This is a genomic window from Halomonas mongoliensis, assembly GCF_052496345.1.
In genome coordinates, this window is record NZ_CP199288.1 from 1,703,541 (window position 1) to 1,723,941 (window position 20,401).

Sequence of the window (20,401 nt, forward strand, 5' to 3'; positions counted from 1 at the left end):
CGTGACCGGGCTATGCTGGACCCTCGTCGTCCCGGAACTGCGGAGATCGCATGACCCCAGCGCTTCCCCTGCCTGGCAGGGCCCGCCTCGCCCGGTCGCCGCGTCGCCTGCTGGCCTCGCTGCTGCCCATCGCCCTGCTGGCGCTGCCCCTGCCCGCCATGGCCACGCCCGCGGCCAACGACCTGCCGGTGGAGGAGATCCAGACCTTCGCCGAGGTCTTCGAGCGCATCAAGCGCGCCTACGTGGAGGAAGTGGACGATGCCACCCTGCTGCGCAACGCCATGCGCGGCATGCTCAGCGAGCTCGACCCCCACTCTGCCTACCTGGACCGCGAGGAGTTTCAGAGCCTGCGCGAATCTACCCAGGGCGAGTTCGGCGGTATCGGCATCGAGGTGGGGCTGGAGGATGGCCAGCTGACGGTGATCAGCCCCATCGACGACACCCCCGCCTCCCGGGCCGGCCTACAGGCCCGGGACCTGATCCTGCGCATCGACGACACCCCCACCGAGAGCCTCTCGCTGCAGGAGGCGGTCAACCTGATGCGCGGCGAACCGGGCAGCCGCATCGAGCTGACCATTCAGCGCCGCGGCGAGAGCGCCCCGCGCAGCGTCACCCTGACCCGGGAGGTGATCCGCACCGAGAGCGTGCGCAGCGAGCTGCTGGAGCCGGGCTACGGCTACCTGAGGGTCAGCCAGTTCCAGAGCCGCACCGCCGACCAGGTCAGCGAGCATATCCGCCGCCTGGAGCGCGACGGCAGCCTGAACGGGCTGGTGCTGGACCTGCGCAACAACCCGGGCGGCGTGCTGCAGGCGGCCGTGGGCGTGGCCGACGCCTTCCTGGAGAGCGGCCTGATCGTCTATACCGAGGGGCGCCTGGCGGACACCGAGATGCAGTTCAGCGCCGTCAGAGACACTGCCGCACCGGAGGTGCCTCTGGTGGTGCTGATCAACGGCGGCAGCGCCTCGGCGGCGGAGATCGTCGCCGGCGCCCTCCAGGACCAGCGCCGGGCGGTGGTGATGGGCACCGAGAGCTTCGGCAAGGGCTCGGTGCAGCAGATCATGCCGCTGGGCAACGGCGAGGGGCTCAAGCTCACCACGGCGCTCTACTACACCCCCAACGGCCGCTCCATCCAGGCTCAGGGCATCGAGCCCGACGTGGAGGTGGTGCGCGGCCGGGTGGAGGTGACCGAGAGCGGACGCCAGGTGCGCGAGGCGGACCTCGAGGGGCACCTGCGCTCCCGGGAGGCGCCGCGGGAGCGCGCCGAGCTCAGCGAGCGCCTGCGCGAGGACTACCAGCTGGGCGAGGCCCTCAACCTGCTCAAGGCGCTCAACGTGCTGAGCCGGCGCTAGGCCGGCTCCGCCCGGCCCTTACCGGCACGACAGCGGCAGGCGGCCTCGATGCCCGGTCGCCTGCTGCAGCAGCAGGCGCTTCACGGGCGTGAGCCGATCCACGCCGCTCATGCCCAGGTTGCGGGCCAGGGCCAGGGCCGGGTGGCGCGCCCCGAAGAGCAGGCGAAAGCCGTCCATCAGCGCCAGCATCCCGGCGTTGTCGGCGCGACGCCGCCGGGCATAGCGGCCCAGCCAGCGCTCGTTGCCCAGCCCCACTCCGCGGCGGCGCGCCGCCAGCAGCTCCTCGGCCAGCACCGCCGCATCCATGAGTCCCAGATTCACCCCCTGGCCCGCCAGGGGATGGATGCTGTGGGCGGCATCCCCCACCAGCGCCAGCCCCGGCAGCACATAGCGCTCCGCGTGTCGCTGCACCAGCGGGAAGGCGACGGTGCGCTCCACTACCGTCACCTCGCCCAGGCGGTGGTCGATGGCCGCGGCCAGCACCTGCCCCAGGGCCTCGGGCGAGAGCCCCTGAAGCCGCTCGGCCTCCTCCGGTGAGGTGGACCAGACGATGGAGCAGTAATGGGACTCCCCCTCCAGGCAGAGCGGCAGGAAGGCGAGCGGGCCGGTAGGCAGGAAGGCCTGACGGGCCACCTCGCCATGGGCGCGCGCCACCCTGACCGTGGTCACCACGGCCCTGTGCCCGGTGTCGCGCTCCCGGGTCTCGATGCCGGCAAGCTCACGCAGCGGCGAGCGGGCGCCGTCGGCGGCCACCACCAGGGGAGCCACCAGGCAGCGGCCATCCGCCAGGCGCACCCGCCGCGCCTCCCCCTCGGCGGCCTCGAGACCGGCCACCCGGCCGCCCAGCACCAGCTGCACCGAGGGCAGCGCCCTCAGGCGCCGCTCCAGAGCCGCCAGGGTCACGTCGTTCTCGACGATATGGCCCAGGATCGGCACCCCGGCCTGGTCCGCGGAGAAGCTCACCTCCCCGCTGCCCTCGGCGTCCCACACCTGCATATGGCGGTAGGGGCTCACCCGCCGCGCCGCCATCCACTCCCAGGCGCCCAGCCTCTCCAGCAGGCGCTGGGAGACCGGCGTCAGGGCGCTGACCCGCATGGCGGGCTGGCCGCGCCCCACCGCCTCGGGGTCCAGCAGGGCCTCCCGGGCATCCACCAGGGCCACCTCGACCCCCGCCTCGCCCAGCAGGCAGGCCAGGGCGGCGCCCACCATCCCCGCGCCGACGATCACCACCTCGGCATGTGCCTCGCCGCGCTTCTCGGCTCCCGTGCTCATCCGGGGCGCCTCCTCTGCTCCACTCATGCCTTCTCCTCTAGCGTTCCAGGCCCATGGCGCGGCGCGCCAGCCCACGTCGCAGCGGACCCGCCAGGTTGAGACCGATCAGCCCTGCCGCCCGGGCATGGGAGAGCAGGGCGCTGTCGATGCCGAACAGCCGCACCAGGCCATCGCTGAAGCGGATCACGTTGTGGCGGTCGGCCCGGCGCCGCGCCTCGAAGTCGGCCAGCAGCGCCGGGCTGCCCGGCGCCTCGCCCCGCTCTCGGCCTGCTTCCAGGGCAGCCACCAGGTCCATGACCCCGCGCAGCGCCAGGTTGAAGCCCTGGCCCGCCACCGGATGCAGGGCGTGGGCGGCGTTGCCCAGCACGGCGAGCCCGGGACGCGTGGTCTCACGGGCGGTGACCAGGCTCAGCGGGTAGGCGTGGCGGCTGCCCACCCGACGAAAGCGGCCTGCGCGGTCGCCGAAGGCGCGCTGCAGCTCGGCCAGGAAGTCGCCGTCCGAGAGCGCCAGCCGACGCTGCTCGGCGCCCAGCGGATGGGTCCAGACCAGCTCCATGGCGTTGCCGGCCAGGGGCAGCAGGGCGATGGGCCCCTCCGGGGTAAAGCGCTCCCAGGCCACGCCCCCATGGGGCCGGCTCATCTCCACGCTGGCGATCAGCGCCACCTGGTCATAGGGCTGGCTGTCGCTGGCGATGCCGAGCCGCTCCTTGAGGCCCGAGCGGCCGCCGTCCGCCAGCACCGTCAGCCCCGCCTCGAGCTCACCGCCGTCGGAGAGCCTCAGCCGGTGTCCGCCCGCCACCGGCGCGATGGTCTCGACCCTGGCCGGGCAGTGCCAGGCGATGGGCAGCTCGGCCAGACGCCGATGGAGCACCCTCCCCATCCAGGCGTTGGGAATCACATGGCCCAGGGCCTCGACGCCCAGCTCCTCGCCGGTCAGCCGGGTGGCGCCGAAGCGCCCCCGCTCGCTGACGTGGATGGTGCGAATCGGCGCCGCCTGCTCGGCCATGGCGGACCAGAGCCCCATGCCGGCGAAGTGCTCCGCCGAGCCTCGCGCGATGGCGCTGGCCCGGGCATCGAAGCTGGGCTGGAAGGGCGCACTGGCCAGCTCCAGGATCGGCGTGGCCTCGATCACCGCCACCGAGAGTGCCCCCTGCTCGATCAGCGGAGCCAGGGCGCAGGCCAGGCTGGCACCCACCAGCCCGCCGCCGACGATGGCGATATCCACGCTGGCGGGGGCGCTACTCGGGTGCTTGTCGGTTCTGTTCATCTCATCTCCGCCACGAAGGAATCATAATGTAATTTACATAATGCAAACTCACCGCTCTTCATGCCGGGTCATTTCCTCGCCATCAGCGCTTCGATCTCGCTCACCCGCTTGGGGACGCCGGTCGTCAGCACCTCATGGCCGCCGGCAGTGACCGCCACATCGTCCTCGATGCGGATGCCAATACCGCGGAAGGCTTCGGGAATGTCGTCATCGGCGGGAACGTAGAGGCCAGGCTCCACGGTCAGCACCATGCCTGGCACCAGGGGACGCGGCTCACCGCCCTGCCGATAGGCGCCGACGTCGTGGACATCGAGCCCCAGCCAGTGGGAGGTGGAGTGGAGGTAGAAGCGCCGATAGCTCTCGTCGTCGATACGCGCCTGCACCTCGCCCTCGAGCAGCCCCAGCTCGATCAGCCCCTCGGTGAGGCCGCGCACCACTCCCTCATGGAGTCTGACCAGGGTCTCCCCGGGGCGGATCGCCGCCACGGCCTGCTCCTGCACCCTCAGCACCAGCTCATAGAGGGCCCGCTGGGCCTCGCTGAAGCGGCCGTTGACCGGGAAGGTGCGGGTGATGTCGCCGGCATAGAGGTCGAACTCGGCGCCGGCGTCGATCAGCACCAGGTCGCCGTCCGCCAGGGGGGCCTGGTTCTCGATGTAGTGCAGCACACAGGCGTTGGCGCCGCCACCGACGATGCTGGCGTAGGCGGCGCCACTGCCGCCCTGCCAGCGGAACTCGTGCTCCAGCTCCGCCTGGAGGTGATACTCGGCGAGCCCGGGCCGCGCCGCCCGCATGGCCCGCCTATGAGCCCTGGCGGAGATCTCGGCGGCATGGCGTAGCAGGGCCAGCTCCGCCTCGCTCTTGATCAGCCTCGCCTCGTGAATCAAGGGGAGCAGATCGGCCAGCGCCTCCGGGGGCCTGGCCCCCTGGCGCACCCTGGCCATCAAGGCACCGCGCACCTCCTCGGCGATGGCCATCGCCTCGGCGCTGTCCAGGGGCAGGTAGAGGGTGTGCCGGCCGTCCAGCAGCGCCTCCAGGCGCTCGTCACGCTCGGCGTTCTCGAAGGCCTGGTCCACGCCATGCTCGCGCACCGCCCCCTCGGCCCCCAGGCGAATGCCGGTCCAGGCCTCCATCAGCGGATTGCGGTCCTGGCAGAAGAGCACGCACTCGCCCTCCGCGCGCCCCGGCAGCAGCAGCAGCAGGGCGTCGGGCTCGGGAAAGCCGCTCAGGTAGTGGAAGTCGCTGTCCTGGCGGAAGGGAAACTCGCTGTCGCGGGAGCGGGTGACCAGGGAGGCGCCGGGCAGCAGCACGGCGCTGTCGGCGGGCAGGGCGTCCATCAGGGCGCGACGCCGGGCCCGGTACTCCTCGTTGGCGATGGGGGCGGGGCGGGTCAGGATCTCGGGCAGCATGCAGGCTCCTCTGGCTGGGCTCGAAGCAAGGATCAGTGGCGGGTACCGCTCTCGGCGTTCTCGACCTGGGGCCTGCCGGGGTGCTGCTCGGTGTAGAGCAGCATGGCGGCCATGCGCACATGCTCGGTGAGGGCGAAGAGGTCCCCTTCGTTCTCGGCGCTCTCCTCCAGGTCGGTCTCCATGGCGGCGATACCCTCGAGGTCCTCCACCGCCTCCCGCAGCGCCGGCGACCAGGCCTTGCGCGGCGCGTCACCGGCGTCCTGGATCACCTCCATGAAGCCGAGCGTCCACTCCTTGAGCCCCTGGGCGCGCTCGGCCAGGGAGAAGAGGTCATCGGGGAGCAGGGGCTCGAAGCCCAGCTCGCTGGCGGCGAGCGCATCCAGGGTCTGGCGGCGCCAGCCCAGGAAGCGTTCGGCGGAGGGCTCGTCGCGGGGCTGTTCGACCCCCAGCGCCAGGCACACCTCCTCCAGCCAGGCCTCGGCAGAGAGGTCCTGCATGGCCAGACCGGCGCAGAGCCGCCCGTCGAGGAAGGCCGGCGACTGCATGCTGCCATGCAGCAGAAAGAGGTCGGCAATGGTCGAGAAATCCTGGCGTTCGTTGATCAGTGACATGGGAAGATCCGTACTGGCAGCGGGCATGGCAGAGCCCCGGGAAGGGAGCGGCGCGTTGACCGCCCCGGAAGGGCTCTCTTATAGTGAGGTCCAAGACCTTTCCTGCCATGGATGTTAACGCATCGGGCCACCGGGGCGCGCGGCAGCGCTCTCCACAGGCCGACTCGGAGCCCTTCGATGACCGACGCCTCGCGTCCGACCACCGACATCACCCTGCTGGGACGCAGCTATGTGATCGCCTGCGAACCCGACCAGCAGGCCAAGCTTGAGCGCGCGGCCCGCTATCTGGATCGCGCCATGAGCGGTATCCAGGCCCAGAGCAAGCTGCTGGGCACCGAGCGTATCGCCATCATGGCGGCCCTCAACATCACCCACGAGCTGCTCGAGGCGCTGGATGCCCAGCGTGCCGGAGAGCGCAGTCTGGACGAGCTCAGCGCACGCCTGGAGCGCGCCCTGGCCGATGCCCCCCAGCGCTGACGCCGCCCCGGAATTCATTGGCCCGCCCGCGAGGCTCTGTTAGGATGAAGATGTTCCCTGGGGTGTTTGCCAGTCGTTATAGTCCCTCGAGCCTATGCGCAGTACCCAGGGGGCCATATGCTAGCCGGACCCGTGTGCATGTCCGCGCGTCGGAAAGCCTGACGGTTCGGCTGCGGCCACCCACCTTGAACCACTGGGTTCAAGGGCCAGAACGACAGCGGCACTCTGGGGAACCTCGTCTGCCATGCTCAACGTCATGACGACAGCTGCCGCACCCCTCTCCCTCGATACCTTCGACGGTTCACGTCGCGAGCTTCGCCGCGAACTACGCAGGCGCAGACGCGAGCTGACGCCCCGACAGCGCCGTGAGGCCAGCGAGCGCCTCTGTCGACGACTGAAGGCGCTGCCCGAAGTACGCCGTGCCCGCCGCGTGGCGCTCTACCTGCCCAACGATGGCGAAATCGATCCCTCCCCGCTGATCGGCTGGTTCCAACGCCGCCGAGCTCGCGTGCACCTCCCGGTGCTGCGCCCGCTCTCGCGCAACTGGCTGTGGTTCGTGCACTACCACACCGCCACCCCCATGGTGAATAACCGCTACGGCATCCCCGAGCCCGAGCCCCGTCACGGCGCCCATCGCGCCAGGCGGCTACCCGCCTGGGCCCTGGACCTGATCCTGTTGCCCCTGGTGGGCTTCGACGACGATGGCAACCGCATGGGCATGGGGGGGGGCTTCTACGACCGCACCCTGGCCTTCACTCGCCGGCCGGGCCCCCGACCGCGGCTGATCGGCCTGGCCCACGAGTGTCAGCGGGTCGAGCGGCTGCCTGTCGCCCCCTGGGACGTGCCGCTGGATGCCATCGCCAGCGACGCTCGCATCGTCCAAACGTGAACGGGGCGATGCCGGATGGCATCGCCCCGTGGAATGGCAGGCTCTCGGGTCATGACGCCAGGGCGTTCAGCTTCTCTCTCAGCTGCCGGCCAGCGCCTGGGCATAGCCGGTCGCTACCACGCCGACACAGAACAGCAGCACCAGTGCCATGACCAGATCGGGCTTGCGCTTCATTATCGACTCCGTAGGGAATGCCACAGGGAACAGGACTGGGCAGGACTATAGGGCGATTGGCCAGTCACGACAACCGCTTCCGCTCAACGCTTACCCTTTGAAACACTGGCGGGGCAAGGCCTGCAGCGGGAGTCAGCGCTTACCCCCGCCGGCACACCGGGTCAGGCCATGAAGAGCCGATAGGCGGCGTTGTCCGTCTCCTTCCAGTAGCGATAGCCGATCTCGTCGAAGTACTCCTCCACGTGGGAGCGATCGCCGCCCGGCACCTGCATGCCCACCAGCACCCGGCCATAGGCGGCGCCGTGGTTGCGGTAGTGGAACAGCGAGATGTTCCAGTCGTGGGGCAGGTGGGTCAGGAAGTTCATCAGCGCCCCGGGGCGCTCGGGGAACTCGAAGCGGTAGACCTCCTCGTCGAACTGCTCCTTTGGCCGGCCGCCGCCCAGGTGGCGGATATGCAGCTTGGCCAGCTCGTTGTCGGTGAGGTCCTCCACCGGATAGCCCGCCTCCCGCAGCCGGTCGATCACTCCCTGGCGATCCTCGCCGCCGGGCTTGACCTGGACACCGACGAAAATATGGGCGTTCTCGGGGTCCGCGTAGCGGTAGTTGAACTCGGTGACCATCCGCTTGCCGATGGTGCGACAGAACTTCTTGAAGCTGCCGGGCTTCTCGGGAATGGTCACCGCCAGGATCGCCTCGCGCTGCTCGCCGAGCTCGGTACGCTCGGCGATATGCTGCAGGCGGTCGAAGTTGGTGTTGGCCCCGGAGTTGATGCAGAGCAGGGTCTGCCCCTCGGCGCCGGTCTGCTGGATGTACTTCTTGAGGCCGGCCAGGGAGAGCGCCCCGGAGGTCTCGGAAACCGCCCGGGTATCATCGAAGATATCCTTCACCGCGGCGCACATCTCGTCGGTATTGACGGTGATGACGTCGTCGATCAGGTCGCGGACGATGGAGAAGGGCACCTTGCCGATCTGCGCCACCGCCACCCCCTCGGCGAAGACGCCGACCTGCTCCAGGGTGACCCGCCGCCCGGCCGCCATGGCCGCCTTGAGGCAGGCGCTATCCTCGGCCTCGACGCCGATCACCTTGATGTCCGGACGCAGGTACTTCACATAGGCCGCCACCCCGGCGATCAGGCCGCCGCCGCCCACCGGCACGAAGATGGCGTCCAGCCGACTGCCGTGCTGGCGCAGGATCTCCATGGCCACCGTGCCCTGGCCGGCGATCACGTCGATGTCGTCGAAGGGGGGGATATAGGTGTAGCCGTGCTCCTTGATCAGCTCCTGGGCATGCTCGGCGGCCGCGGCGAAGGCGTCCCCCTTGAGCACCACCCTAGCGCCCCGGGCGCGCACCGCCGCCACCTTGATCTCCGGGGTGATGCGCGGCATCACGATCACCGCCTTGACGCCCATCTGCTTGGCCGCCATGGCCAGGCCCTGGGCGTGGTTGCCAGCGGAGGCGGCGATCACGCCCTTGGCCTTCTGTGCCTCGCTGAGCTGGGCCATCTTGTTATAGGCCCCGCGAATCTTGAAGGAGTAGACCGGCTGAAGATCTTCGCGCTTGATCAGGATGGTGTTGTTGAAGCGGCGGGAGAGGAAGGGCGCCGGAGAGATCGGCGTTTCCCGGGCGGCTTCGTAGACCCGGGCCTGGAGAATCTTCTTGACGGTAGCTTCGAGCATCCTGATATCCCAGAGGCGTGACGCGGCGGAGGCAGCCGATTGCTGCGCTGCAGAGAACCCCTATTGGTAGCATCCCGGCCGGCCTGGCGTCCAGCGGCGCCATCGGCAGGCGGGCCTCGCTGCCCTATAATGGCGCCCGACCTCTTGCCCACCCATCCCCCCACCGGAGAACGAACCATGACCCAGGCCAGCCTGACCCAGGATCAGCTGAAGGACGCCGTGGCCGCGGCCGCCATCGACGAGATCAAGCCCTGGCTCGAGCGTGGCACCGTGCTCGGCATCGGCACCGGCTCCACCGCCAACCTCTTCATCGACCGGCTGGCCGCCCTGCGCGACGACTTCAAGGGGGCCGTGGCGAGCTCAGAGGCCAGCGCCGAGCGCCTGCGCGGCCACGGTATCGAGGTCTTCGAGCTCAACAGCGTGGGCACCGTGCCCTTCTATATCGACGGCGCCGACGAAGTGAACGCTCACCTTCACATGATCAAGGGCGGCGGCGCAGCCCTGACCCGGGAGAAGATCGTCGCCGCCTGCGCGGAGAAGTTCATCTGCATCGCCGACGCCTCCAAGAAGGTCGAGCGGCTGGGCGAGTTTCCGCTGCCGGTGGAGGTCATTCCCATGGCACGCTCCTATGTGGCTCGGGAGCTGGTCAAGCTCGGCGCCGATCCGGTCTACCGCGAAGGGGTGGTGACCGACAACGGCAACCAGATCCTCGACTGCTTCGACTTCATGATCGACGACCCGGTGGCCATGGAAGCGCGCATCAACGCCATCGTCGGCGTGGTCACCAACGGCCTCTTTGCCGCCCGGGGTGCCGACGTGCTGCTGCTGGGCGGCGAGCAGGGCGTGGAGCGGCTGACCCCCGCCTGATCCCTACCCGCCGAAGTGACTGCTCACTTCGGCGGCAGCAGCCGCGCCAGGCCCTCCAGGGTACGCTCAAGCGCCCCGCGGTTGGCCGCCACCACGGCGCGGCCCGCCTCGCCGAGCCGGCGCCGCTCGGCGGGGTCGGCGAAGAGCGCCGCCAGGGAGGCGGCCAGCGCCGCCTCGTCGGCCGCCTCCACCAGGGCATCGGCCTCGCGCAGCGTCTCGGCCACCTCCTCGAAGTTGGCAAGCTCGGGGCCGGTGAGCACCGGCACGCCGAGGGCGGCCGGCTCCAGCAGGTTGTGGCCGCCGATCGGCACCAGGCTGCCCCCCACGAAGGCGAGATCCCCCGCGCCATAGAGCGCCAGCAGCTCCCCCATGGTATCCCCCAGGTAGACCGCCGTATCGGCCGTGGGCCACTCATCCAGGGAGCGGCGCGCCGCCGGCATGCCCGCCTGAGCGCAGAGCGCCGCCACGGCATCGAAGCGCTGGGGATGGCGCGGCACCAGTACCAGCAGGGCGTCAGGGCAGCGCTCCCGCAGCCGGGCGTGGGCGACCAGCAGCGCCGCCTCCTCGCCCTCGTGGGTGGAGCCGGCCACCCACACCGGCCGCTCTCCCAGGCGAGTACGCAAGCACTCACTCACCTCGAGCGCCTTGTCATCGATGGCGATATCGAACTTCAGCGAGCCCACCACCGTCATGCGCGCCTCGGCCATGCCCAGCTCGCGAAAGCGCTGGGCGTCGTCACTCGACTTGGCGGCCAGCCAGTCGACGCAGGCCAGCGCCTCGCCCATCAGGGGGCGCAGGCGGCGATAGCCGCGGAAGGCCCGGGGGGAGAGCCGGCCGTTGACCACCGCCACCGGCACCCCCTGCCGGCGGCAGGCATGCAGCAGGTTGGGCCACAGCTCGGTCTCGAAGAAGAGCGCCAGCCCCGGGCGCAGCCGCGAGACGAAGCGCGTCGCGGCGGCGGGAAAGTCCAGGGGGATGAAGCGGTGGACGAGGCGCTCGTCGCCTCGGGATGCCGCCAGGGCCCGGGCACGCTCGGCGCCGGTGGCGGTCATGGTGGTCAGCGTAAGGCGGTGCTCGGGGTAGCGCTCGAGCAGCGCCTCGATCAGCGGCCGGGCCGCCAGCACCTCACCCACGGAGGCGCAGTGCAGCCACAGCATGGGCTCACCGGGGGGCGTCCGGGGAATGCGCCCCAGGCGCAGCTCGCGAAGCGTGCGGCGGGGGTCAGTAAGCGCATGCTCACGCCAGACGCGCCGCCAGATCAGCGGCGCCAGAGCGAACAGTGCCGTCGAGTAGAGCCCCCGGGCCCAGCCCATCAGGTCTCACGGTCGAGGATGGTGGAGATCATCGCCGTGGTGGAGACGCCATCCTCGAAGCCGAGCACCTTCACCTCGCCGCCCGCCTCGCGCACCGCCGCACCGCCGGCGATCTGCTCGGGCCGGTAGTCGCCGCCCTTGACCAGGACATCGGGCAGCACCGCCTCGATCAACCGCTGGGGGGTATCCTCGGCGAAGGGCACCACCCAGTCCACGGCGCCGAGGCCGGCCAGCACCTGCATGCGCCGCCCCAGGGGATTGATGGGGCGCTTGGGCCCCTTGAGGCGGCCGATGGAGGCGTCATCGTTGACCGCCACGATCAGCCGGTCGCCCAGCTTGCGGGCCTGCTCCAGGTAGGCCACGTGGCCGGCATGGAGGATGTCGAAGCAGCCGTTGGTCATCACCACCCGTTCGCCCCGAGCCTGGGCGGCACGCACCGCCTCGATCAGCGGCGCCTCCTCGATCACCCCGAACTCCGCCAGCTTGTCGCCCTGCAGGGCGGTATAGAGCTCGGCGATGGAGAGGGTGGCGGTGCCCGGCTTGGCCACCACCAGGCCGGCGGCCAGGTTGGCCAGGGTCATCGCCTCGGGGAAGCCATGGCCGGCGGCCAGGGCCAGGCCCAGCACGCCGATCACGGTATCGCCGGCACCGGTGACGTCGTAGACCTCCCGAGCCCGGGTCGGCAGGTGCAGCGGCTCGTGGCCCTCGCGGATCAGGGTCATGCCCTTCTCGCTGCGGGTGATCAAGAGCGCCTCGAGCTCCAGGTCGGCGCGCAGCGCCTCGCCGCGCTCGGCCAGCTCGGCGTCGTCGCGGCAGTGGCCCACCACCGCCTCGAACTCGGCCAGGTTGGGGGTAATCACGCTGGCCCCGCGGTAGCGGCGGAAGTCGCTGCCCTTGGGGTCCACCAGCACCCGCTTGCCGCTGGCGCGCACCAGGCGGATCAGCTCCTCGATCCGGTTCAGAGTGCCCTTGCCGTAGTCGGAGAGGATGACGAGATCCGCCTCGGGCAGGGCCGTCTCCACCTCCGCCAGCAGGCCCGAGGTGTCCACCTCGCCGAGCCCCTCCTCGAAGTCGAGCCGGATCAGCTGCTGGTTGCGGCTCATCACCCTGAGCTTGGTGATGGTCGGAACCCTGGGGCTGCGGGCGAAGTGAGTGCTCACACCGGCACCCTCCAGGCGCGAGGCCAGGCGGTCGGCGTTGTCGTCGTCGCCCACCAGTCCCGCCAGGGCCGCGTGGGCGCCCAGGGAGGCGATGTTGAGCGCCACGTTGGCGGCACCGCCGGGGCGGTCCTCGCTCTCCTCCACCCTCACCACCGGCACCGGCGCCTCCGGGGAGATCCGCGAGGTGCCGCCGTGCCAGTAGCGGTCGAGCATGACATCGCCCACCACCAGCAGGCGTGAGCGTTCCAGGGCGGTCAGATCAAGTTTCATCGTCGGGAAGCTCCCTTTCCGGGTGAGTGGCGGCGGCATGATCGAGCACCGCCTCCAGGCGCTCGATCACATCCTCGGCGTGGATCAGCGACATGGCGTCGGGGTGGCGCACCCGCTGTCCCCAGGAGATCTCCTCCGGGGCCTTGTGCAGGTAGGTGCGTACGGCATCGGGGTAGCGATTGACCACGAAGTCGCGCCAGCAGTAGGGGGCGGCGCGGTCGGGGTTGGTGGTGGCATAGAGCCCCACCACCGGGGTGCCCAGGGCGTTGGCCATGTGCACCGGCCCGGAGTCCGGAGCGATGACGGCCCGGGCCCGGTCGATCAGCGCCAGCAGCCCCTTCAGCGAGGTACCGCCGATGGCGTCGATCACCGAGCCGGGCTCGCACAGTGACTGGATCCGCTCGCCCATCTCCCGCTCCTGGGTGCTGCCGCCGCCGGTCAGCAGCGTGGCCAGGCCGTGCTGCTGCCAGGCGTGCTGGATCACCGCCGCATAGCCCTCGGCGGACCAGTTGCGGAAGTTGCGCAGCCGCGGGTTGGCGCAGGGGCTCATCAGCAGGTAGGGGGCATCGTGGGTGAGCGCCCGGGCCTCGTCATAGGCCGCCTCGGGCACCGGCAGGTCCCAGGCCGGGGAGAGGTCCTCGACCCCCAGCAGCCGGGCGAAATCCATAAAGGAGTCCAGCACGTGTGCCCGGGGATGGGGCGCCAGCTGGCGGTGGGTGAACCAGTGCTGGGCATCCTTGGCCCGGGCCTTGTCGTAGCCCACCCTCACCTCGGCCTTGAGGCCCAGGGAGAGCGCGCTGGCCCTTAGCGCCTGCTGCATATGCAGCAGCACGTCGAAGCGAGTATCGGCCAGCTCGCGCCACAGCGCGCGCATGCCGGCGAGGCCCGAGGCCTTGTCGTAGACCACGAACTCGACCCCGGAGAGGCCCGCCAGTAGACTGTGCTCGCCCTTGCCGATGATCCAGGTGATGCGCGCCTCGGGCCACTGGCGCTGCAGGGCGCGAACCGTCGGTACCAGGTTGCAGACATCGCCCAGGGCGGAGAGTCGCAGCACGCCGATGTGCCGAGGTTGTGCAGGCAGAGGATGCTTCATGGGGTTGGCAACGTATCGAGCGGGAAAGGTTTTCATTCTATATGATGCGGCGCGTTTATGTGACGCCGAGGGGACCGTCGCCCCCGAGCCATCGCTCTTCGACCCCGAAGGATGGCGGGCCCGGGGCCGCGTCACCGGCGAGGCGCCGGGCCGCGGCGCGAGCCTCTTCCTGGACGCCGGCGCCGGCCGCGAGTGGGTGCTGCGTCCCTACCGCCGGGGCGGCCTCATCGCCCGGCTCAGCGCCAGGCGCTACCTCTGGACCGGCCTGGAGCGCACCCGCGCCTTCCGGGAGCTGCGCCTCACCGCCGACCTCCACCAGCGCGGCCTGCCGGTGCCCACCCCGGTGGCCGCCGCCGTCACCCGCCACGGCCTCACCTACGAGGCCGCCCTGATCACCGAGCGCATTCCCGGCGCCCGGGCCCTGGCCAGCCGGCTGGAAACCGACAAAACCGACGACGACCTGCTGAGGCGCGTCGGCACCACCATCCGCCGCTTTCACGACGCCGGCCTCGACCACGTGGATCTCAACGCCCGCAACCTGCTGGTGGATGAACATGGCGCGGTGTGGCTGATCGACCTGGACCGCTGCCGCCTGCGCCCGAAGGGCGCCTGGCAGGACGCTAACCTGGCGCGCCTCGAGCGCTCCCTGGCCAAGTTCGACGCCGGTGATGCCATGGCGCCGATCCGAAGGGGCTACGAGGAGGCGTCGGACACCGACTGACGCGGCGCACCGCGCTCGGGATAGACCCGCACCAGCAGCTCCTCGAGCCCCTGCAGGATATCGGTGCTGCCCGGCACCTCGCCGCTTCTCAGGAAGACCGCCTCGTGGAGGTCTTCGTATCGGGGCCAGTAGCGATAGGGCAGCGTCTGGAAGAAGATCCCCAGGGTCGGCGTATGGGTGGCCAGCGCCAGGTTGCGCACGCCGGTATCCCCGCACACCAGCGCAGATACGCCGGCCATCCAGGGGCCCAGCGCCTCCAGAGACATGCGCGGCTGAACCTCGACGTTGGCCTGCCGCGCCGCCACCTCGGCCAGGAAGTCGCCGGACTCCTCGGCCTTGTGCCCCTCCAGCAGCACGTGGCGGTAGTCGGGAAACTCCCGCGCCGCCCTGTCGATCAGCTGGCACCAAGAGTCCAGGGAGAGGGACTTTTCCGCCTGGGAGGCGAAGGGAAAGTAGGCAATGACCCGGGGCGACTCCGCCTGCCGATGCACAGGCATGGCGAAGTCGAGCGGGTAGCGCGGCTTGTGCCCCATGACCTTGAGGAAGTCGAGCAGCACCTCGGCCTCGTAGTGATAGTTGGAGCGCCGCAGGCCCACGTCGTAGAGCAGCCGGTTGAACACGCCGCGATAGGGAAAGCCCAGCTTGATGGCGGCGGGAGCCATCAGCGTCAGCACCCGGGAGCGGGAGGTATCGGCCAGGTCGAAGAGAATATCCACGGGTTCCAGGGCGCGCAGCGAGCGCCACTGCTCCGCCAGGCTGCCTCGCGTCTCCTGCACGAAGACCTCATCCACCAGGTCCTCCGGCACCGCATAGCGGTAGGTCGTCACCGTGGCCAGGGTGATATGCGCCTCGGGAAACAGCCGCCGCAGCTCGACCAGAAAGGGCCTCGCCGCCATGTAGTCGCCGAAGGCGCACTGGCGAATCACCAGGATACGCCTCACCTCGTTCGGGGCCGTACTCTCCAACCAGCGCCCTCCGCGCCGGCTTAGGTAGGCACACTTGTCGATCCAGGCTCTCACTCGCCCTCAGCTCCTTTTGGGTTCTCGTATTCGCGGGTCAGACTGGCCACATGGGCCGCCAGGGTAAAGTCCTTCTCGACGCGGCGCCGAGCCGCCTGCCCCAGGCGGCGCCGCAGCTCGGCGTCGCCGGCCAGCTCGGCCAGCGCCTCTGCCCAGGCCGCCGCTTCCTCGGGGGGCGCCAGGCGTCCCGTCTCGACATCGAGAAGTTCGGGAATGGCCCCGCTGTCGCTGCCGATCACCGCCCTGCCGGCGGCCATGGCCTCGATCACCGTCAGGCCGAAGGCCTCGTTGCGCGAAGGGACGCAGACGACGTCGAGGGCCTCGAAGAGGCGCGCCAGGTCGCGGCGAAAGCCAGTGAAGGCGATACGCGCCTCGAGACCCAGCGCCTCGATACGCTTGCGCAGCGCCGCCACATGGGCCTCGTCGCTGCCCTCCTGTGCCGTGAGGCCGCCGATCAGCACACCGTGCCAGGCAAGCTCGGGCCGAGCCTCGGCCAGGCGAGCCAGCGCCTCGACCCACACCTCCTGGCCCTTGCCCGGCGTCAACCGGCCGGGCAGGCCAATGGCCACGGCGCCCTCGGGCACGCCCAGCTCATGGTGCAGCGCAAGGCGCGCCTCCTCGTCGAGACAGGGCGCATAGGGAGCGGGGTCGATGCCCAGGTAGAGACGCCGGATGCGCTCGGCGGGCAGCGGGAAGGCCGCCAGGTTGCGCTGCCGGGTCGCCTCACTGATGGAGAAGAGCCGGGTAACCTTGCCGTAGGCCCAGCGGTGGTAGGGGTCCTTCTTGGGGCGTGTCACCCCCATATGGTCGGTGAAGAAGAGGCGCAGCGATGGCCGCAGGGTCGCCAGCAGCGCCCCCAGGCGCAGGTCGCTGGACTTGTGGCAGTGGATCACCTCGATCCCGTGTGCCTTCAGATAGGCCAGCACGCGCCCTGCCGCCAGCAGCGCCCGCCCCTTCGAGGCCAGGGTCAGCGGCTCGACGCCGGCCTCGCGGAAGCTCTCGGCGACCCGGGAGCCGGCCAGGGCCAGGCCGTGGGCCTGCCACCCCTGGCGGGCCAGCTCGGGTATAATCCGAGACGGATACATTTCCAGTCCGCCCCAGCCGCTGGAGAGACAGATATGCAGGACCTTGTGCGACAAGGCTGACTCCTTCGGTATCTCGGGGCTCGGGAGCCCGGATGACTGCAACTTCCACCGCCCGGGGCGCCGCGCCGCGCCTGCTGGTGGTTCGCAATGACAAGCTCGGCGACTTCATGCTCGCCTGGCCGGCCCTGGCCCGCCTCAAGGCGGCAAGCCCTGCCCCCCGGGTGAGCGTGCTGGTACCGGCCTATACGGTGCCCATGGCGCGCCTCTGCCCCTGGGTCGACGAGGTGCTGCTCGACCCGGGCGATGGCGCCTCCCGCGCCGAACAGCGCCGGCTGCTGGCCGAGGTGAAGGCGGCACGCTTCGATGCGCTGCTCACGCTCTTCTCCACGCCGCGTATCGGCTGGCTGGGGTGGCGTGCGGGCATTCCGCTGCGCCTGGCCCCGGCCACCAAGTGGGCGCAGCTATTCTACAACCGAAGGGTGGTGCAGCGCAGGTCGCGCTCGGAAAAGCCGGAGTACCGCTACAACATCGAGCTGGCCGAGGCGCTCCTGAGCGAGCTCGACCTGACACCGGATATCGAGCCCGAGCCGCCCTGGTGGCCCCTCCCGACAAGCGAGCGCCGGGCCCAGCGCCGGCGCCTCGCCGAGGAGCTCGGCCTCGACCCGGCGCGGTCCTGGGTGTTCCTCCACGGAGGCAGCGGCGGCTCGGCGGTCAACCTCTCCCCCGCGCAGTATGTGCGGCTGGTGCAGGAGGTGGATGCCCGCCTGCCGATGGAGAAGCGCGCCCAGTGGGTGCTGACCGCCGGTCCCGGCGAGGAGGCCACCGCCGAGGCGATCCTTGCACCGCTGCGCAAGGCCGGCCTCGAGGCGCAGCGCCTGCCGCCGCGGGCCGGCCTGGAGGACTTCGCCCGGACGCTGGCGGCGGCAGACCTCTTTGTCGCCGGCTCCACCGGGCCGCTGCATATCGCCGGCTGCCTGGATATCGCCACCGCCGGCTTCTACCCGGCCCACCGCTCCGCCACCCCCCTGCGCTGGCAGACCTGCAACCACGCCGAGCGCCGCCTCGCCTTCTGCCCGCCCGCGGATGCCGGCGAGCAGGACATGGCAACCATCGACATTCCCGCGGCGGCCGAGGCGGTCAGCGATCTCTTGTGCCGCCTTCCGGCGGCGGTGACGTCCGGGTCCTGACCCAGAGGTCGGCGTACTTGGCGAAGGTGGAGTGGGCCGAGAGCAGCGCCAGCAGCAGCCCCTGACGACCGTCGAGGAAGCCCGCCTTGAGCAGGTACATGCGCAGGAAGCAGCCGATACCGTGGCCGATGCCCGCGGCGAGGCTGCCGCGCTTGCCACGTGCCGCCCGCTGCTCGGCCCAGGCCTGGGCATAGTGGGCCGACTTCTCGAGGTAGTGGCGCAGGTCGCGGTAGGTGTAGTGCAGCAGATCGCCCTCGAGAGGCCGCACCGGCAGCTCCTCGGGGTTTTCCAGCTTCTCGTGGACCAGGGCGTCGTTGTAGCCGGCTCGGCCGCGGGGATAGAGGCGCGCCACCCGGTCGGGGTACCAGCCGGAGTGGCGAATGAAGCCGCCGAAGCACCAGGAGAGACGCGGCAGGGTGTAGATCGCCGGGCTATTCTGTGCCACCGCGGCCTGCAGGCTCTCACGCAGCGCCGGCGTCACCCGCTCGTCGGCATCCACCATCAGGATCCAGTCGCTCTCCACCAGGGCTTCCGCCCGCTGCCTCTGCACCCCGAACCCTTGCCAGTCGTCCTCCACCGCCACCTTGTCGGTAAATTCCCGGGCGATCTCACGGGTCCCGTCGCTGCTGCCGGCGTCCACCACCACGATCTCGTCGACCCAGTCGAGGGTCTCCAGGCAGGCAGGCAGGTGGTCCTGCTCGTTCTTGACGATGAGCACGGCGGCGATGGACATGGCGTTTCCTTGGCAGAGGTTTGGCAGGCGCCCAGTGTACGGTGACCGCCATGCCGGGACCAATGTCGTGAACGCCACGACTTGATAAGCTGTTGGGCCACCCCTGAACCGGTGTTGCACCATGCTAGGTCGTCAGCTAGGTCATCAACTGCCTGCTCCGCTGCGCCATCCCCGCTGGTGGGCCCTGCTCGCCATCGGCCTCTGCCTCGGCTATGCCGCGGTGACCATCAGCCTGCTGCCCTTCTGGGCCCTGCCGCCGATCGCCGGGGCCTGGCTGGGCGCCGGCTGGCTGCTGCGCTGGGGTGCCCCCCATCGGCCGAGACCGCCGGCCCGGGTATGGCCCTGGTCGCTGCTGCCGCTGGCCCTGTGGGGCCTCTATGTCTACCTCAACGACAGCTTCGGCATCGTCGACCTGGGGGCGATCTTCTTCCACCTCCAGGCCGGTATCTCCGACCACGGCGGCAGCGACCGCCTGGTCGCCGCCGCGCTCTACTGCCTGAGCATGCTCGCCCTGCTGGCCGCCTTCACCTGGCTGGTCCGGGTCGACCACCGCTGGCGCCTTGGCGAGCGCCTGCTGGCCCTGGTGCTGCTGGCCAGCAACCCTCTGCTCTACGGCATGACCCAGCGCGGCGCGGCCATCGTCACCGACGACGGCGCCTGGCTGGACCGCCGCTATGTGGCGCCGGTGATCGAGGAGACTCCCTCCAACCCACCCAACCTGCTGCTGCTCTACCTGGAGAGCATCGAGCGCACCTATGCAGACCGGGAGCGCTTCGGCGATGCCTATGCCGACCTTGACCTTCTGGGGGAGCGCGGCCATGTCTTCGAGGGGGTACGCCAGCTCGACAACACCGGCTGGACCATGGCCGGCATGATCGCCAGCCAGTGCGGCACGCCGCTGATGCCGGCAGGCCTGCTCCACGACCGGCAGTTCTCGCCGCTGGAGAAGGTGGTGCCCGGGGTCGACTGCCTGGGCGACCTGCTCAGCGAGCAGGGCTACCGACTCAGCTACCTGGGCGGTGCCAGCACCGGTTTTGCCGGCAAGGGGCTCTTCTACGAGGGGCACGGCTTCGAGACCGTGCTGGGACGCGAGCAGCTGGCTGAGCGCCTCGAGAACCCGGAATACCTGAACAACTGGGGGCTCTACGACGACTCCCTCTACGACTTCACCGTCGAGGAGATCCAGCGTCTGGACGCCGAGCACGACGGCCCCTGGGGCGTGGTCAACCTGACCATCGCCGGCCATGCCCCCAACGGCTATCCTGCCCAGGCCTGTATCGACCGCCAGGGGGAGTTCGACGGCGTGGATATTCTCTACTCGGTGGAGTGCTCGGCCTGGCTGGCCCGGGACCTGGTGGAGCGCCTGGAGGCCGAGGGGCTGCTGGAGAACACCCTGGTGGTAGTGGCCAGCGACCATCTGACCATGCGCGTCTCGGTGTGGGACCAGCTGATTGCCGGCGAACGCGACAACACCTTCATGCTGCTGGGGCACGGCATCGGCGCCGGCGCCCGTACCTACCGCGAAGCGTCCATGGTCGACCTTTTCCCGACCATTCTCGAGGCCATGGGCTTCGGCATCGACGGCCACCGGGCCGGACTCGGCGTCTCCCTGCTCGCCGGCGAGGAGCACGCCACCCTGGTGGAGGCCCACGGCCTGGAGGGCATCAATGCCCGGATGCGGGAGGAAAACGCCCTGCAGAAGCGCCTCTGGGAAGGCCTGGTGCCCCAGGGCCGCAGCGAGGATGCCGCGGAGCCGGAAAGGCGCGATGCCCAGGTGGTAGAGAGCCCGCTGGACGCGACCGGCGAAGTGCCGGCCAGCGTCCAGTAGCGCC

Annotated in this window: 17 protein-coding genes, 1 other RNA gene and 1 pseudogene; 8 read left to right on the forward strand and 11 right to left on the reverse strand. The window is 70.3% G+C overall.

Going from position 1 to position 20,401, the window contains the following annotated elements:
* Positions 1 to 50 precede the first annotated feature (50 nt).
* A complete protein-coding gene (locus ACRYRV_RS08015; RefSeq protein WP_444985456.1) occupies positions 51 to 1,349 on the forward strand; it encodes a S41 family peptidase in 1,299 nt (432 codons plus the stop codon).
* A gap of 18 nt (positions 1,350 to 1,367) precedes the next feature.
* Here the strand turns inward: ACRYRV_RS08015 and ACRYRV_RS08020 are convergent, their stop codons facing one another.
* The 4 genes from ACRYRV_RS08020 to ACRYRV_RS08035 form a co-directional block, all read right to left on the reverse strand.
* Positions 1,368 to 2,621, reverse strand: coding sequence for a UbiH/UbiF/VisC/COQ6 family ubiquinone biosynthesis hydroxylase (locus tag ACRYRV_RS08020; protein ID WP_444986191.1), 1,254 nt, complete (start codon positions 2,619 to 2,621; stop codon positions 1,368 to 1,370).
* Positions 2,622 to 2,658: 37 nt separating this feature from the next.
* Positions 2,659 to 3,888 (reverse strand): 2-octaprenyl-6-methoxyphenyl hydroxylase, encoded by a 1,230-nt coding sequence (gene ubiH, locus ACRYRV_RS08025; protein WP_444985455.1) that lies wholly within the window; start codon positions 3,886 to 3,888, stop codon positions 2,659 to 2,661.
* Positions 3,889 to 3,956: 68 nt separating this feature from the next.
* Complete coding sequence (gene pepP / locus ACRYRV_RS08030) at positions 3,957 to 5,294, reverse strand: Xaa-Pro aminopeptidase (protein ID WP_444985454.1); 1,338 nt, start codon at positions 5,292 to 5,294, stop codon at positions 3,957 to 3,959.
* A 32-nt stretch (positions 5,295 to 5,326) separates the two neighbouring features.
* Positions 5,327 to 5,905 carry a UPF0149 family protein gene (locus ACRYRV_RS08035; RefSeq protein ID WP_253447343.1) on the reverse strand — a complete coding sequence of 193 codons (579 nt, stop codon included), beginning with the start codon at positions 5,903 to 5,905 and terminating at the stop codon, positions 5,327 to 5,329.
* 177 nt (positions 5,906 to 6,082) lie between these two features.
* On the opposite strand from ACRYRV_RS08035, the gene ACRYRV_RS08040 reads away from it, so the two are divergent.
* The 3 genes from ACRYRV_RS08040 to ACRYRV_RS08050 all read left to right on the forward strand — a co-directional run bounded on the left by ACRYRV_RS08040 (position 6,083) and on the right by ACRYRV_RS08050 (position 7,271).
* Positions 6,083 to 6,382, forward strand: a complete 300-nt coding sequence (locus tag ACRYRV_RS08040; RefSeq protein WP_253447341.1) for a cell division protein ZapA — start codon at positions 6,083 to 6,085, stop codon at positions 6,380 to 6,382.
* A gap of 51 nt (positions 6,383 to 6,433) precedes the next feature.
* A non-coding RNA gene (ssrS, locus tag ACRYRV_RS08045) (6S RNA) lies at positions 6,434 to 6,618 on the forward strand.
* Positions 6,619 to 6,626: 8 nt separating this feature from the next.
* Positions 6,627 to 7,271: a 5-formyltetrahydrofolate cyclo-ligase gene (locus ACRYRV_RS08050; protein WP_444985453.1), complete on the forward strand. Its 645-nt coding sequence runs from the start codon at positions 6,627 to 6,629 to the stop codon at positions 7,269 to 7,271.
* Positions 7,272 to 7,606: 335 nt separating this feature from the next.
* On the opposite strand, the pseudogene ilvA reads toward ACRYRV_RS08050, so the two are convergent.
* Positions 7,607 to 9,145, reverse strand: a pseudogene (ilvA, locus tag ACRYRV_RS08055) (threonine ammonia-lyase, biosynthetic); the annotation flags it as partial.
* Positions 9,146 to 9,313: 168 nt separating this feature from the next.
* On the opposite strand from ilvA, the gene rpiA reads away from it, so the two are divergent.
* On the forward strand, positions 9,314 to 9,988 hold the full coding sequence (gene rpiA, locus ACRYRV_RS08060; protein WP_444986189.1) for a ribose-5-phosphate isomerase RpiA: 675 nt from the start codon (positions 9,314 to 9,316) through the stop codon (positions 9,986 to 9,988).
* A 23-nt stretch (positions 9,989 to 10,011) separates the two neighbouring features.
* Here rpiA and waaA read toward each other — a convergent pair whose 3' ends face one another.
* The 3 genes from waaA to ACRYRV_RS08075 are packed head-to-tail and all read right to left on the reverse strand — an operon-like array spanning position 10,012 to position 13,824.
* Complete coding sequence (gene waaA / locus ACRYRV_RS08065) at positions 10,012 to 11,301, reverse strand: lipid IV(A) 3-deoxy-D-manno-octulosonic acid transferase (protein ID WP_444985452.1); 1,290 nt, start codon at positions 11,299 to 11,301, stop codon at positions 10,012 to 10,014.
* A complete protein-coding gene (gene hldE / locus ACRYRV_RS08070; RefSeq protein WP_444985451.1) occupies positions 11,301 to 12,731 on the reverse strand; it encodes a bifunctional D-glycero-beta-D-manno-heptose-7-phosphate kinase/D-glycero-beta-D-manno-heptose 1-phosphate adenylyltransferase HldE in 1,431 nt (476 codons plus the stop codon). The genes waaA and hldE overlap by 1 nt, the downstream gene beginning before the upstream one ends.
* Positions 12,721 to 13,824: a glycosyltransferase family 9 protein gene (locus tag ACRYRV_RS08075; protein ID WP_444985450.1), complete on the reverse strand. Its 1,104-nt coding sequence runs from the start codon at positions 13,822 to 13,824 to the stop codon at positions 12,721 to 12,723. Before ACRYRV_RS08075 ends, hldE begins: the two co-directional genes overlap by 11 nt.
* Here ACRYRV_RS08075 and ACRYRV_RS08080 point away from each other — a divergent pair.
* Positions 13,823 to 14,545 (forward strand): 3-deoxy-D-manno-octulosonic acid kinase, encoded by a 723-nt coding sequence (locus tag ACRYRV_RS08080; protein ID WP_444985449.1) that lies wholly within the window; start codon positions 13,823 to 13,825, stop codon positions 14,543 to 14,545. The genes ACRYRV_RS08075 and ACRYRV_RS08080 overlap by 2 nt on opposite strands.
* Here the strand turns inward: ACRYRV_RS08080 and ACRYRV_RS08085 are convergent.
* Both ACRYRV_RS08085 and ACRYRV_RS08090 read right to left on the reverse strand, forming a co-directional pair.
* Positions 14,518 to 15,486 carry a glycosyltransferase family 9 protein gene (locus ACRYRV_RS08085; RefSeq protein ID WP_444985448.1) on the reverse strand — a complete coding sequence of 323 codons (969 nt, stop codon included), beginning with the start codon at positions 15,484 to 15,486 and terminating at the stop codon, positions 14,518 to 14,520. The genes ACRYRV_RS08080 and ACRYRV_RS08085 overlap by 28 nt on opposite strands.
* Before the next feature lie 74 nt (positions 15,487 to 15,560).
* Entirely contained in the window at positions 15,561 to 16,703 is a 1,143-nt protein-coding gene (locus ACRYRV_RS08090; RefSeq protein WP_444985447.1) for a glycosyltransferase family 4 protein, read from the reverse strand.
* 38 nt (positions 16,704 to 16,741) lie between these two features.
* On the opposite strand from ACRYRV_RS08090, the gene ACRYRV_RS08095 reads away from it, so the two are divergent.
* Positions 16,742 to 17,836 (forward strand): glycosyltransferase family 9 protein, encoded by a 1,095-nt coding sequence (locus ACRYRV_RS08095; protein ID WP_444985446.1) that lies wholly within the window; start codon positions 16,742 to 16,744, stop codon positions 17,834 to 17,836.
* On the opposite strand, the gene ACRYRV_RS08100 is transcribed toward ACRYRV_RS08095, so the two are convergent.
* Positions 17,787 to 18,569 carry a glycosyltransferase family 2 protein gene (locus ACRYRV_RS08100; protein ID WP_444985445.1) on the reverse strand — a complete coding sequence of 261 codons (783 nt, stop codon included), beginning with the start codon at positions 18,567 to 18,569 and terminating at the stop codon, positions 17,787 to 17,789. The two genes, ACRYRV_RS08095 and ACRYRV_RS08100, sit on opposite strands and share 50 nt — an antisense overlap.
* Positions 18,570 to 18,690: 121 nt before the next feature.
* Here ACRYRV_RS08100 and ACRYRV_RS08105 point away from each other — a divergent pair, with 121 nt between their 5' ends.
* Positions 18,691 to 20,397: a sulfatase-like hydrolase/transferase gene (locus ACRYRV_RS08105; protein ID WP_444985444.1), complete on the forward strand. Its 1,707-nt coding sequence runs from the start codon at positions 18,691 to 18,693 to the stop codon at positions 20,395 to 20,397.
* Positions 20,398 to 20,401: the final 4 nt, after the last annotated feature.